The 14,360-nt window shown below is 67.7% G+C and carries 8 protein-coding genes; 4 read left to right on the plus strand and 4 right to left on the minus strand.

Features of this window, described 5'->3' with window-relative positions:
- The first annotated feature begins 105 nt into the window (after positions 1-105).
- The 3 genes from ABUE31_RS17250 to ABUE31_RS17260 all read left to right on the plus strand — a co-directional run bounded on the left by ABUE31_RS17250 (position 106) and on the right by ABUE31_RS17260 (position 7,028).
- The gene (locus ABUE31_RS17250) at positions 106-3,813 is read left to right on the plus strand and encodes a PAS domain-containing sensor histidine kinase (protein WP_367724922.1); all 3,708 of its coding nucleotides are present in this window, start codon (positions 106-108) and stop codon (positions 3,811-3,813) included.
- 349 nt (positions 3,814-4,162) lie between these two features.
- Positions 4,163-5,197, plus strand: a complete 1,035-nt coding sequence (locus ABUE31_RS17255; protein ID WP_367724923.1) for a Fe(3+) ABC transporter substrate-binding protein — start codon at positions 4,163-4,165, stop codon at positions 5,195-5,197.
- A gap of 139 nt (positions 5,198-5,336) precedes the next feature.
- Positions 5,337-7,028, plus strand: a complete 1,692-nt coding sequence (locus tag ABUE31_RS17260; protein ID WP_367724924.1) for an ABC transporter permease — start codon at positions 5,337-5,339, stop codon at positions 7,026-7,028.
- 302 nt (positions 7,029-7,330) lie between these two features.
- Here the strand turns inward: ABUE31_RS17260 and ABUE31_RS17265 are convergent, their stop codons facing one another.
- Positions 7,331-9,289: an acetoacetate--CoA ligase gene (locus ABUE31_RS17265; RefSeq protein ID WP_367724925.1), complete on the minus strand. Its 1,959-nt coding sequence runs from the start codon at positions 9,287-9,289 to the stop codon at positions 7,331-7,333.
- A gap of 261 nt (positions 9,290-9,550) precedes the next feature.
- On the opposite strand from ABUE31_RS17265, the gene ABUE31_RS17270 reads away from it, so the two are divergent.
- The gene (locus ABUE31_RS17270; protein ID WP_367724926.1) at positions 9,551-11,365 is read left to right on the plus strand and encodes an AsmA family protein; all 1,815 of its coding nucleotides are present in this window, start codon (positions 9,551-9,553) and stop codon (positions 11,363-11,365) included.
- Between the two features lie 13 nt (positions 11,366-11,378).
- Here the strand turns inward: ABUE31_RS17270 and ABUE31_RS17275 are convergent, their stop codons facing one another.
- From ABUE31_RS17275 to ABUE31_RS17285, 3 genes are read right to left on the minus strand one after another with little or no spacing between them, the layout of a single operon-like run.
- Positions 11,379-12,197, minus strand: a complete 819-nt coding sequence (locus ABUE31_RS17275) for an ABC transporter permease (protein ID WP_367724927.1) — start codon at positions 12,195-12,197, stop codon at positions 11,379-11,381.
- Positions 12,194-13,162, minus strand: a complete 969-nt coding sequence (locus ABUE31_RS17280; RefSeq protein WP_367724928.1) for an ABC transporter permease subunit — start codon at positions 13,160-13,162, stop codon at positions 12,194-12,196. The genes ABUE31_RS17275 and ABUE31_RS17280 overlap by 4 nt, the downstream gene beginning before the upstream one ends.
- 7 nt (positions 13,163-13,169) lie before the next feature.
- Positions 13,170-14,309 (minus strand): ABC transporter ATP-binding protein, encoded by a 1,140-nt coding sequence (locus ABUE31_RS17285; protein WP_367724929.1) that lies wholly within the window; start codon positions 14,307-14,309, stop codon positions 13,170-13,172.
- Positions 14,310-14,360: the final 51 nt, after the last annotated feature.

Raw genomic sequence — 14,360 nt, forward strand, 5'->3', positions numbered from 1 at the left:
TTGCCACATTGCGGCCACCACTTTTGTGGACTGAAATCGGGTCGGGTTTTATTAACAAAGGGTTAAAAGAAGGCGAGCCCGAGCCGACGGGCGCCAGGGAGCCGCATGGCGCAAACAACCTATTCCTTCCTCGACGTCGCAGCCCTCGACGAGGTGCGTGCGCGCTTCGCCGCAGGCGACGCGCTGGCGATCCTTTCGGCCGACCTCGAGGACGTGATCTGGGCCAACGGTCCGGGCGCGGCGTTGTTCGGCCATGCCGACGTCGAGACCATCTTCGGCGCACCGACCCCGCTCGGCCCCGCGGCCAGGCGCCAGATCGCGGCGATCCGTGGTTTCCCCGACATCGGTCGCGACAAGGCGGTCGTCGTGCGCCCGGCCACGGGCATTTTCGGAGAGGCACTGCGCTTCCTGGCGAGCGCCGTGGTGCTGCCGGACGGCGAACGCGGCATCCTGCTCACCCAACCTGCCGCCGAGGGCATGCAGCACGAGGCCCTGCTGCGCGCCGTCGGAGGCTTCGCACAGCCCGGCCATTTCGTCGCCTTCGCCGATGCCGCCGGCGCGGTGGAGGCCGCCTCGCCCGGCTTCGAGCGTCTTGGGCTTGCCGCCGAAACACTCGCCGGACTGGCCGGCGAGACGAGCGAGCGGCGCCGCATCGTGACGACGCGCCTCGACGGGCGGCGCGCGCGCCTGCCTGTCGGCATCGCCCGGCTGACCGAGAACCGCTTCCTGCTCGTGGTGATCGACGAGAACTGGGCCGACCTGGAACCCGCCGGCACGGGCGAAGCACAGGTCGATACGGGCCACGAGGTCTGGCATCTCGGCAGCGCGCCCGCTGCGGACGAGGCTGACGAGACCGATCACGACGCCGTCCAGGCCGAAGCGGCCGCGCTTGACGCAGTCGCAGCCGAAGCGCCCATGCCAGAGGCGATCGTCGCCGAGGGTCCTGCGCCTGAACCAGGGAACGTCGACGCCGGCGGCGCGGTCGAGGAAGCGCCTAGCGAGGATGCCGCCCAAGAACCCGTCGCCGAGATAGTGGTCGAGACGGCGCAGCCGCAGACACCGCCGGCAGGACTGGCAACCGGTCCCGTGCGTTTCGTCTGGCGAACGGACGCCGAGGGCAGGTTCAGCCAGGTCTCTCCGGAGTTCGCCCGGGCAGTCGGCGATATCGCGGCAGACGTCGTCGGACGACGCTATCTCGACGTCGCGAACGCCTTCGGGCTCGATCCCAAGGGCGACATCGCGGGCCTGCTGCAGCGACGCGACACCTGGTCGGGCCGCTCCGTATCCTGGCCCATCGCCGGAACCGACCTCAGGGTGCCGGTCGATCTCGCCGCCCTGCCCGTCTACGACCGCAACCGCACCTTCGAGGGTTTTCGCGGCTTCGGCGTGGCGCGCTGCGGCGACGCCTTCGCCGACCCCGACGGCCCCGGGCTGACCCTGGCACGGCTGCCTTCCGGCGATGAAGCCGACGCCGGAGTGGCCGAGACGGCGCAAGCGACGGCGGAAACCGCGCCCCAAGCCGCCGACCTGGCGGCCGAAGCGGCGCCGACGCAAAAAATGGCCGATCCTGCCGAGAAGCCGGCGCTGGAGCAGACGCCCGGCCACAATCCGTCCGACAAGGTGATCCGCCTTGCCGAACACCGCCATGCGGCCTCGGAACGGGGTCCGGCGGAAGCCGGCGGGAGGGTGTTGTCGAACGTCGAACGTCTCGCCTTCCGGCAGATCGGCGAACGACTGAAGCAGGACAGCGGCGGGTCGAAGGCGGTCGGCGAACCGGCCGAAGGCCGCGCCGAGACGCACATGCCGGCGGCCGAACTCCCGCACGACCCGAACCCGGACACCGACGAGGAGACCGTCGCCGAATTGCGCGCGCTGGACGGCGCGAGCGAGGACGAAGCGAAGGCCGGGGAAACGGAAGCTGGCCCGCGCCGGCGCGCACGGCCAGGCATGTCGCTGCTGGACTTCGCCGAATGGGGAAGCGACGATCCGAATGCCGCCGATGCGCCACCCCAGGCGCCGCCGGCCGCGTCGGTCGAACTGGACGAAGCAGCCGCCCTCGACGAACGCCTGGCGACGGTCGAGACCGCGGCTCCTGATGAAATTGCCGGTTCCGCCGCTGTCGCGGAGGGCGCCGACGACGATGCGACAGCGTCCGATGCAGGCGATGCCGCGCCCATCGATGCCGGTCCGGAGGATCAGGCTGCCGCCACCGCTTCCGACACCCAGCCCGACGAGCTTGCCGGCGACCAGCCGGCCTTGGCCCGGGAAGCCGCTCGTGCCGAGGTCCAGTCCACGGAAGCGTCCGTGTCCGGCGGCATGGACGGCCGCCACGGCTCCGGCCTGTCGATCCTGGAGAAGCTGCCGGTGCCGGTGCTCGTCCATTCGGGCGACATGCTGCACTATGCCAATGGCGAGTTCTTCGCGCTGACCGGCTACGGCTCGGTCGCGGCGCTGGCCGAGGCCGGCGGCATCGGCGCCCTGTTCGCCGACCCCTACGAGGACGACGCCGGCGCGCAGGACGAGTTGCCTCAACGCAGGCCCGACCGGCACCTCAGGCTGAGGACGCAGGGCGGCGACGAGTTTCCCGTGGAAGCCTTCCTGCAGTCGGTCCCCTGGGAAAGCGGGAAAGCGCTCGTGCTGGTGCTGTCGCGCGTCCGGGAAGGCGGCGGCGGACAGTCGCCGCTGATCGCCGAACTGGAAGCGCGCGTCGCCGAGATGCGCACCATCATCGACACCGCGACCGACGGCGTGGTGTTGATCGCGCGCGACGGCAATATCCGCTCCATCAGCCGCCCGGCCGAGGCGCTGTTCGGCATCGACAGCGACGAGGTGGCGGGCAAGCCCTTCGCATCGCTGTTCGCCATCGAGAGCCAGAAGGCGGCGCGCGACTATCTGGCGGGACTGTCCGAACACGGCGTGGCAAGTGTGCTGAACGACGGTCGCGAGGTGATCGGCCGCGAGGCGCAGGGCCGCTTCATCCCCCTCTTCATGACGATCGGCCGGCTGCCGGGCGACAGCGGCTACTGCGCCGTGGTGCGCGACATCACGCAGTGGAAGCGCGCCGAGGAGGAACTGACGCAGGCGCGCGCCACCGCGGAGCGCGCCTCATCGCACAAGAGCGACTTCCTAGCGCGCGTCAGCCACGAGATCCGCACCCCGCTCAACGCCATCATCGGCTTTTCCGAACTGATGCTCGACGAGAAGTTCGGGCCGGTCGCCAACGACCGCTACCGCGACTATCTGCGCGACATCAACCGCTCGGGCAGCCATGTGCTCGACCTCGTGAACGACCTGCTCGACATCTCCAAGATCGAGGCCGGGCAGCAGGAGATGAACTACGAGGCGGTGTCGCTGAACGAGACGCTCGCCGAGACGGTGGCGATGATGCAGCCGCAGGCCAACCGCGAGCGCGTGATCATCCGCTCGAGCTTCGCTTCGAAACTGCCCGACGTGGTGGCGGACCTGCGCAGCGTGCGCCAGATCGCGCTCAACGTGCTCTCCAACGCGGTGCGCTACACGCAGGCCGGCGGGCAGGTGATCGTGTCGACGGCCTACGAAGCCGACGGCGAGGTCGTGCTCAGGGTGCGCGACACCGGCATCGGCATGACGCCGGCCGAGATCGAGCAGGCGCTGAAGCCCTTCAAGCAGATCAACTCGCTCAAGCGCACGCGCGGCGACGGCACCGGCCTCGGCCTGCCGCTGACCAAGGCGATGGTCGAAGCCAACCGCGCGAAGTTCTCCATCCACTCGACACCAGGCGAAGGCACGCTGGTGGAAGTGGCGTTCCCGCCGACAAGGGTGCTGGCCGAATAGGCGGAGCTTCACCCAGCAAGAGCTGGTGCGAGGCTCAGCCGTTCAACGGCTGAACTTCGGATGGCTGCCGGCCGCGAGGACCTGCAACGGCATGTTGGGCGATCGCCACCGGGTTCGAGGCGCGGGCTTTGCGAAAATCCGCGCCCGGCATCAAAGCCCCCGCCGAAATCTATTCCATGCACCTCCACTTTAGAACCGTTCTAAACTATTGATTTCCTGTCGATTTTTCTCGAATTTATCTTGACGAGATTAGTCAGATTTAAGATAGAGGGCGCGTTCTGTCTCCAGAACAGCGAATGCCGTGCAGCGACGCGCCGCACCGAGACCCTCGATGGCCAGGAGAAACACAATGACCCTCCGGACGAATTTCGTGGCAGCCCTCGCGCTGGCCACGGTGTTTTCCGGCACCGCCTACGCGGACGGCAGCGTCAACATCTACACCTATCGCCAGCCGGAACTGATCCAGCCGGTGCTCGACGCCTTCACGGCCGAGACGGGGATCAAGACGCAGGTGCTGTTCCTCGACAAGGGCCTTGAGGAGCGCATCGCGGCGGAAGGGCAGAACTCGCCGGCCGACGTCATCATGACGGTCGACATCGCCCGCCTGACCAAGGCCAAGGAAGCCGGCATCACGCAGGCGCTCGACGACCAGACGGTGAACGCGCTGCTGCCGGAAGAATACCGCGATCCCGAAGGACACTGGTTCGGCCTGACCAAGCGCGCCCGCGTGGTCTATGTCTCCAAGGACCGCGTGAAGGACACGGCGATCACCTATGCCGATCTCGCCGATCCCAAGTGGAAGGGCAAGCTGTGCATGCGCTCGGGCCAGCACGACTACAATCTCGCCCTGATCTCGGCGGCGATCGCCCATTGGGGGCCCGAGAAGACCGAGGAATGGCTTAAGGGCCTGAAGGCCAATCTCGGCCGCAAGCCGGACGGCGGCGACCGTCCGCAGGCGGGCGCCATCGTCGCCGGCCAGTGCGACATCGCGATCGGCAACACCTACTATGTCGGGCTGATGCGCACCAACGAGAAGGACCCGAAGGAGAAGGAATGGGGCAACGCCATCAACGTGCTCTTCCCGACCTTCGAGAACGGCAAGACGCACGTCAACATCTCGGGCATCGCGCTCGCCAGGAATGCGCCCAACCGCGACAATGCCGTCAAGCTCATCCAGTTCCTGGCCAGCCACAAGGCGCAGCAGGTCTACGCCGAGAAGAACTTCGAATATCCGGTGGAGCCCGGGCTTGAGCCGTCCGAGATGGTGAAGTCCTTCGGGACGCTCGACGCCGACACGCTGCCGCTCGCCGAGATCGCCAGCCACCGCAAGGAGGCATCGGAGATGGTCGACCGGGTCGGGCTCGACGACGGTCCGTCGTCCTAATAGCTTCGCAGCCGCAGCGGGCCGAGGATCGGTTCCGGGCGGCTACGACGACATCCAGGCCGGGCTGCCAGGGGGCGGCCCGGCATTTCCATTGGGGACGAACTCGATCTTGGCAGGGGCGCAGGGTGTGAACGCGAGCATGGCGCCGGCCGGACCCCCGGCACGGCCGCTGGCGCGTGCCGCACGGCACCCGCACCACGCCTGGCTGGCGTTCGTGGCGTTCGCGGTCTCGGCCGTGGTGCTGATGCCGATGGTTTCGCTCGCCTATGTGGCGCTGTCGGGAACCGGCGAGGACTGGCCGCACCTGTTGCGCAACGTGCTGCCGGGCGCGAGCCTCACAACGCTGGCGCTGATGGCGATGGTTGCGGTCGGCACCGGCGTCGCCGGCGTCGCTTCGGCCTGGGTGGTCGTCGCCTACGAATTTCCGCTGCGGCGCACGCTGTCCTGGGCACTGGTGCTGCCGCTCGCCGTGCCCTCCTACCTCGCGGCCTACGCCTTCGGCGAGTTTTTCGACTATTCCGGGCCGGTGCAGGGCCTGGTGCGCGCTGCGTTCGGCTTTCAGACGGCGCGCGACTACTGGTTCCCCGACATCCGCTCGACGACCGGCTGTGCGCTGGTGCTGTCGTCCGTGCTCTATCCCTATGTCTACCTGACGACCCGCATCGTCTTCCTGATGCAGGGCAGGAACATCGCCGACGTCGCCCGCACGCTCGGCGCGCGGCCGGCCAAGGTGTTCTGGCGCGTGCTGCTCCCGGTGGCGCGCCCGGCGATCGTCGCCGGCGTGGCGCTGGTGCTGATGGAGACGATCAACGACATCGGCGCCGCCGAATATCTCGGCGTCAGGACACTGACCGTCGCAGTCTACCAGACGTGGCTGGCGCGCGGCAGCCTCGAGGGCGGCGCCCAGATCGCGCTGATCATGCTGCTCCTGGTCTTCGCCATCCTCGGTGCGGAAAGCTGGGCGCGCAGCCGACGCCGCTTCCATACCGGGCGCGCCACCCACATGAAGGCGCAGCCGCCGCGCTTGGCGCTGAAAGGCGCCTGGCGGATGCTGGCGACGCTGCTGACCGCCCTGCCCGTGCTGCTCGGTTTCGGCATCCCCGCTCTGGTGTTCGGCTCCTACGCACTGAGGCGTCTCGACCAGTTCCGCTCGCCCGACCTGGCCGATGCCTTCCTGAACAGCCTGGTCACGGCCGGATCGACGGCCTTGCTCACGGTCACGCTGGCTCTGTTCCTGCTGAACGCGGTCAGGCTTGTGCGGTCCCCGGGGATGACGGCGACCGTCAGGCTGGCCTCGATCGGCTATGCACTGCCGGGCGGCATACTTGGGCTTGGGCTGCTGTTCGTGCTGGCGCGCTTCGACAACGGCATCGACGCCTTCATGCGCGCACAGTTCGACGTGTCGACGGGGCTTCTGCTGACCGGTTCGGCGGCAGGCATCGTGCTCGCCTGCACGATCCGCTTCGTGGCGCTCGCCGAGGGCGCGATCCGTTCGGGCCTGGACAAGCTGCCCCGCAACATCGACGAAGCCGCGCGCAGCCTCGGCCGCACGCCGGGCCAGAGCGCGGTCTCCGTGCTGCTGCCGCTTCTCAAGCCGGCGATCCTCACCGCGGCGGTGCTGGTCTTCGTCGACACAGCCAAGGAGTTGTCGGCGACCATCCTGCTGCGGCCCTTCGGCTTCTCGACCCTGGCGACCCACGTCTACGAGAACGCCTCGCGCGGCGCGCCGCAGGACGGCGCGGCGGCCGCCATCGTCATCATGCTGACCGCGCTCATCCCGGTGCTGGTGCTGTCGGGGGCGCTGGCCCGCGACCGAGAGGCGACACTCTAACGGTCACCGCGCAGTCCGCGCCCTGCAAAGCAACGCAAGCTTTCCCGCAAGAAAAAAGGCGCCTGGAGGGGCGCCTGAAAAGTGTTGATTGCTGTGACAACGGGCTTGAGCGAATGTCGCCTCCTCGGGGGATCAAGAGGAGCGGGATTTCTCCCTTCAAGTTGTCCCGACTATCGACGCGGGGGCCTTAACAAATCCTTACCGGACCCGAAAAATGTTTACGAATGTGTACCACCTGTGAAATCTAGGTAAATTCGCCGGTCACACTTCGCTAACCATGATTTCCGCGGATTTCCGGCGGTTCAGGTTCGCAACTCCTCGAGATCGCGGAACAGGTCGAGCGCCTGCGGGTTGGCCAGCGCTTCCTTGTTCTTGACCTCGCGGCCATGGACGACGTCGCGAACCGCGAGCTCGGTAATCTTGCCGGACTTGGTGCGCGGGATGTCGGCGACGGCGACGATCCGCGCCGGCACGTGGCGCGGGCTGCAGCCTGCGCGAATCTTCGTCCGGATGCGCGTCTCGAGTTCACCGTCCAGCGCAGCACCCGCCGCCATCCGCACGAACAGCACCACGCGCACGTCGCCGTCGAAGTCCTGGCCGATGCAGAGCGCCTCGGCGATTTCCGGCATCTGCTCGACCTGATTGTAGATCTCGGCCGTGCCGATCCTGACGCCGCCCGGATTGAGCGTGGCGTCGGAGCGCCCGTGGATGATCAGGCCGCCATGCCTCGTCCATTCGGCGAAATCGCCATGGCACCAGACATTGTCGAAGCGCTCGAAATAGGCGGCGTGGTACTTTGCGCCGCCGGGGTCGTTCCAGAAGCCGACCGGCATCGACGGGAACGGTTTCGTGCAGACCAGTTCGCCCTTCTCCAGCCGCACCGGCACGCCGTCGTCGTTCCAGACGTCCATGGCCATGCCGAGGCCCGGCCCCTGGATCTCGCCCGACCAGACGGGTTCGGTCGGAACGCCGAGCACGAAGCAGGAGACGATGTCGGTGCCCCCCGAGATCGACGCCAGGTGGACGTCCTTCTTGATGCCGTCGTAGACGAAGGCGAAACCTTCCGGCGACAGCGGCGAACCGGTTGAGGAGACCGTTCGGACGGTCGAGAGGTCGTGGCTGTCGATCGGCCTCAGGCCCGACTTGCGGAGCGTGTCGATGAACTTCGCCGACGTGCCGAAATAGGTCATGCGCTCGGCATCGGCATAGTCGAAAAGAACGTTGCCGTCCGGATGGAAGGGCGAGCCGTCAAAGAGCAGCAGCGTGGCGCCGCTCGCGAGGCCCGAGACCAGCCAGTTCCACATCATCCAGCCGCAGGTGGTGAAGTAGAAGAGCCGGTCGCCCTCCGTCACGCCGCCATGCAGCCGCTGCTCCTTGAGATGCTGAAGCAGCGTGCCGCCGGCCGAATGCACGATGCATTTGGGGATCCCGGTTGTGCCGGACGAATAGAGGATGTAGAGGGGATGCGAGAAGGGAAGCCGCTCGAAGGAGACCTCCCTCGCCTCGAAGGCGGCCAGCGCGTCGGCCAGCGAGACTGCGCGGGAAATGGCGGTTGCAACCTGCCTGGCGGTGCCGAGATAGTCGACGATCAGCACCTGCCGGACGCTCGGGAGCCGGTCCACGACCGCCTGCACCTTTGACGACACGTCGTTCTGCTTGCCGTTGTACCAGTAGCCGTCGGGCGCGACGAACACGACCGGCTCGATCTGCCCGAAACGGTCGAGCACGCCTTCGACGCCGAAATCGGGCGAGCAGGACGACCAGACCGCCCCGAGCGAAGCGGCGGCCAGCATGGCGGCCACGGCCTCCGGCATGTTGGGCATCATGCCGGCGACGCGGTCGCCCTGCTTCACGCCGGCCGAGATGAACAGCTGCTGCAGGCGCGACACCAGCGCGTGGAGTTCGTCCCAGGACAGCCGGCGCAGCACCTTGTCCTCGCCCTTGAAGACGATGGCGTCGGACGGGCCTCGGCGGGAAAGCAGGTTTTCGGCGAAATTCAGCCGCGCGTCGGGAAAGAAGGCGGCGCCGGGCATGCTGTCAGCATCGACGAGCAGGCGCGCGCCCTTCACGCCGACCACCCCGCAGAAGTCCCAGACCAGATTCCAGAAGTCGGCGCGCTCCTCGACCGACCAGCGATGCAGCGCATCATAGGAGGCAAGGGACCTGCCGGTCCTGGCGGAAGCCGCGGCCGCAAAGGCGGTGAGCGGCGCACCGGCGATACGATCCGGCGTCGGCGTCCACAGCGGCGCGTCTTCAACCATCTTTTCCTCCCCATCTATGAGCGCGGACCTTTTTGCATATGGCCTTCCGTGAGGGCAAGATGCGCCGGCGAGGCGAGTCGGGGATTATCCTGGCCACGCCGCATTGGATTCGCCCGGGTTTGACGGGAGCGGACGATGGTGGGATGGAAGCGGCAAGCCGCCCGAATCGGGCCATCAGGCGCGCCCCGGCCCTTCCGGCCATGGACCTGCGCACCGACGCCCCGCCGGCAATCGAAACGGAGCTGACCGATCAGGATGCCCTTGCCGCGGCGCATTGTCTGGACCATCGCCATCGCCGCGGGACTTGCCGCCGCGACGGCCATCGTCCTGCCCTATGCGGCCTCCACGCGGTTGGTCGGCGACCGGATCGCCGAAGAGATGAGCGAGTGGAGCGGGTTCGACGTGCGCATCGGCGCCGCGCCCGAGATCAGCTTCTGGCCGGACCTGCAGGCCAATCTGAGCAATGTGACGCTATCGCAGCCGGGCGGTGGCCCCGTGCTCACCGCCCGGCGCGTCGAGGTCGAATTGTCGGCGCTGGCGGCTCTCGGAGGCGACATCGACTTCACCAGGACGCGCTTCATCGGCCCGACGATCCGCATCGAGGACGATGAGCCGTCGATCGCGCTGCCGCGCGGGGGACGGATCGCGCGGGCGCTCGACACGGCCCGCGAGATCGTCGCCGAGAACCCGACCGCCCCCGATGCTGCGCGCCTTCCGGCCGACGATTTCGGCGTGGTCGAGTTTTCCGACGGAACGGTCGTCGGCGTTTCCGGCGGCGCGGAGGCGGAGCTTGCCAACGACCTCAGCGGCACGCTCGGCTGGGCCAGGCTGAACGGCCGCGCCAGCCTGACGGCGAGCGGCCTCCTGAGGGGAGAACCATTCAAGCTCGAGCTGTCGTCGGCCAGTCCGCTGCTGCTTTTCGGCGGCGCTGCGACGCCGGCGACGCTCAGCCTGACGTCGGCCCCGGCCAACCTGTCCTTCGACGGCACCGCCAATCTCGGCGACAACCCCTTTGCCGAGGGCCAGGCGCGCTTTTCGGCGCCGGCGATCCGCAAGGTGTTCGACTGGTCCAGGACCGAGAGCCCGCTGGGGGCGGCCGTCGGGTCGATCGCCGTGGAAAGCCGCGTCATGGGCGACCGCGCGCGCATCCGCCTCGAGGACGCCTCCATCACGCTCGACGGCGAGCCGGCGCACGGCGCGATCGACCTGCTGCTGGGCGGCAAGGCGCCTAAAGTCTCCGGCACCCTCGCCTTCGAGACGCTCGACCTCGGCGCTTTCCTGTCGGCGTTCACGCCATTCGACCCATGGGCCGGCGACGGACCGGGCGCGATCGACGCGGATTTCGCCAGCCGGCTCAACCTCGACCTCAGGCTTTCGGCCGCGCGTGCGACGGCCGGCGCCGTGACGCTCGCCAACCTGGCTGCTACCGCCCGCGTTGACGAAGGCACCGCGGCGATCGACATCTCCGACGCAGCCGCGCTCGGCGGTACCCTTCAGGCCGGGCTGCGCTTCGACCGCAAGGCGATGGGCGAGCAGGTCGAGATGCGGCTGCTCGCCACCGATATCGACGGCGCTGCTTTCAGCGCGGCGGCCGGCATGACATGGCTGGCACCGAGCGGCCGCGGCACGGTGTCGCTGATCCTCAAGGGCGCCGGCGAGAACTGGAAGGCTCTGCTCGACCGCGCCGACGGCTCGTTGACCGCGAGCTTCGGCCGCGGCGCGCTGCCGGGCATCGACCTCGACGCGCTGGTTTCCCAGGTGAAGAGCGGCGCGCCCTTTGCGCTCGGCGACGTCGAGACCGGGAATTCCCCGATCGACGGCCTCGAGATCAAGGCGCTGGTGTCGCGGGGTGTCGCGACGATCGACAAGGCCGAGATCCGCTCGCCGCTCCACAGGATCGCGCTGTCCGGCGCCGCGACACTGGCCGGCGGCGACCTGAAGCTGACGGGCCGGGCGGAACCACCGCAGGCAAACGCGGACGCAGCCGACCCGGCTGCCGCGACCATGTTCCTGATCGAAGGCCCGTCGAACGCGGCGATGGTCACGCCGACCGGCGCACTCTCAGGAGAGGAGTAGACGGCGGCTTGCCCTACCCGCGCAGGGCGGCCTGCTCGTCGCGCTGGCGCTGGACATCGCGGCGCTTGTTGACGATAGACGCGGCGAGGACGCCGATCGCCACAATGGCGATCATCAGCGTGCAGGCGGCATTGATCTCGGGGGTGACGCCGAGCCGGACCTGCGAATAGATCTTCATCGGAAGCGTGGTGGCGCCGGGGCCCGAAGCGAAGCTGGCGATCACGAGATCGTCGAGCGACAGCGTGAAGGCGAGCATCCAGCCCGACACGATGGCGGGCGCGATGACCGGCAGCGTGACCTGGAAGAAGGTTTTGACCGGCGGCGCGCCGAGATCCATCGCCGCCTCCTCCAGCGAGCGGTCGAAGCTCATCAGCCGCGACTGCACGACGACTGCGACAAAGCACATGGTGAAGGTGATGTGCGCGAGCGTGACCGTGAGGAAGCCGCGATCGAGCCCGATGGCGACGAACAGGAGCAGCAGCGACAGGCCGGTGATCACCTCCGGCATGACGAGCGGCGCAAACACCATGCCCGAGAACAGCACGCGGCCGCGAAAGCGCGTATAGCGGGTCAGCGTCAGCGCCGCCATCGTGCCGAGCACGGTCGCCACCGTCGCCGAGATGAAACCGACGCGCAGCGTCACCCAGGCGGCGTCCATCAGGCCCTGGTTGCGGAACAGTTCGCCGTACCATTTGGTCGAGAAACCGCCCCAGACCGTGACCAGCCTCGATTCGTTGAACGAGAAGACGACCAGGAGCACGATCGGCAGGTAGAGGAAGGCAAAGCCGAGCACGACCGACGAGATGTTGAAGCGGCTCCAGGTAGGATTCATCGGCCCTGCTCCTGGGCGCGCGCCTGCGCGGACTGGAAGATCATGATCGGCACGATCAGAAGCAGCAGCAGGATCACGGCGACGGCCGAGGAAACCGGCCAGTCGCGGTTGGCGAAGAACTCGTTCCACAACGTCTTGCCGATCATCAGCGTCTGCGAGCCGCCGAGCAGGTCGGGGATGACGAACTCGCCGACCGCCGGAATGAAGACCAGCATACAGCCGGCAATCACGCCCGGCAACGAAAGCGGGAAGGTGATCTTCCAGAACGCGGTGACCGGCGGGCAGCCCAGGTCCTGCGCCGCCTCGATCAGCGAGTAGTCCATCTTCTCGAGCGACGAATAGAGCGGCAGGATCATGAACGGCAGGTAGGAATAGACGATGCCGATGAAGATCGCGGTGTGGGTGTTGAGGATGACCAGCGGGCTGTCGATCACGCCGAGGCCGATGAGCAACTGGTTGAGCAGGCCCTCCGGCTTCAGGATGCCGATCCAGGCATAGACGCGGATCAGGAACGAGGTCCAGAACGGCAGGATCACCAGCATCAGGAGCGTCGGCCGCAGCGAGGCCGGCGCGCGCGCCATGCCGTAGGCGATCGGGTATCCGACCAGCAGCGCCAGCAGCGTCGAGACGCCGGCGATCCAGACGCTCGACACGTAGGCGTTGAAGTAGAGCGGGTCGTCGGTCAGCCAGAGATAGTTTTCGAAGTTCAGTTCGCCAAGCTGCCTCCAGAAGCCGGAAAGGCCTTCCTCGAAGCCCAGCACCGGCGTGTAGGGCGGCATGGCGATCGCCGTCTGCGACATCGATATCTTGAAGACGATGACGAACGGGATGAGGAAGAAGACGAGCAGCCAGAGATAGGGAACGATGATGACCAGGCGGCCGACCACCGCCTGGATTGCGCGCCCCGCGACGGATGGAGCTTCGTAGGCGTCGGCGGATGCGGTCGAAGCGGCGAACCCGGACATCGCGGCGCTACCGGGTCAAGACCACGCCGGCGTCCGGCGCGAAGGAGATCCAGGCGCGATCGTGCCAGGTCAGCGGGTCGTCCGACGCGCGCGAACTGTTGAGCGCGCTGGCCTTCACCACCTGACCGTCGTCCAGCCGCACGTGGTAGACGGTCATGTCTCCGAGATAGGCAAGGTCGTAGACCTCGCCCTCCAGCGCGTTGACGGCGCCCTCCGGGCGTTTCGAGGACACCCTGATCTTTTCCGGGCGCACCGCGAAGGAAACGGTGTTGCCGGCGGCCGCGTCGCCGGCGTTGCCGACCAGGATTTCGGCGCCCGAGGCGCCGGTGATGCGGGCCGAGCCGGCGTCGCGGGCGGCGACCTTTCCCTCGAACATGTTCACATTGCCGATGAAGCTGGCGACGAAGCGCGACGCCGGCGCCTCGTAGACCTCTGCCGGGGTCGCCACCTGCATCAGCTTGCCCTTGTCAAGGATGGCGATGCGGTCGGCCATGGTCATCGCCTCCTCCTGGTCGTGGGTGACCACGATGAAGGTGAGGCCGAGCGACTGCTGGAGGTCCATCAGCTCGAACTGCGTCTCCTCGCGCAGCTTCTTGTCCAGCGCGCCGAGCGGCTCGTCGAGCAGCAGCACCTTCGGCCGCTTGGCGACCGAGCGCGCGAGCGCCACGCGCTGGCGCTGGCCGCCCGAAAGCTGGTGGGGCTTGCGCTTGGCGAACTGCTCAAGCTTGACCAGCTTGAGCATCTCCGCGACGCGCGCCTCGATCTCGGCTTTCGGCACGCCCTCCTGCCTGAGGCCGAAGCCGACATTGGCCTCCACCGTCATGTGCGGGAACAGCGCGTAGGACTGGAACATCATGTTGAGCGGCCGCCGGTAGGGCGGGATGCCGCGCAGGTCCTGCCCGTCGAGCAGGATGCGCCCGCGTGTCGGCTCGTCGAAGCCCGCCAGCATCCTGAGCAGCGTCGACTTGCCGGAGCCGGAGCCGCCGAGCAGCGCGAAGAACTCCTTTTCGAAGATGTCGAGCGACAGATCGTCGACCGCGGTGAAGTCGCCGAAGATCTTGGTGACGTTTTCGAAAGAGATGTAGGGCTTGGCCCCGGGATCGCTCCAGGGTGCGAAGGATCGTCTGATGCTGCCGAGCGACTTCATGATGCCTGCTACCCCCCGCAACTGCATCCGCAACGACAACCCCGGCGCCAG

Source organism: Mesorhizobium marinum, assembly GCF_040813675.1.
GTDB lineage: Bacteria > Pseudomonadota > Alphaproteobacteria > Rhizobiales > Rhizobiaceae > Mesorhizobium_K > Mesorhizobium_K marinum.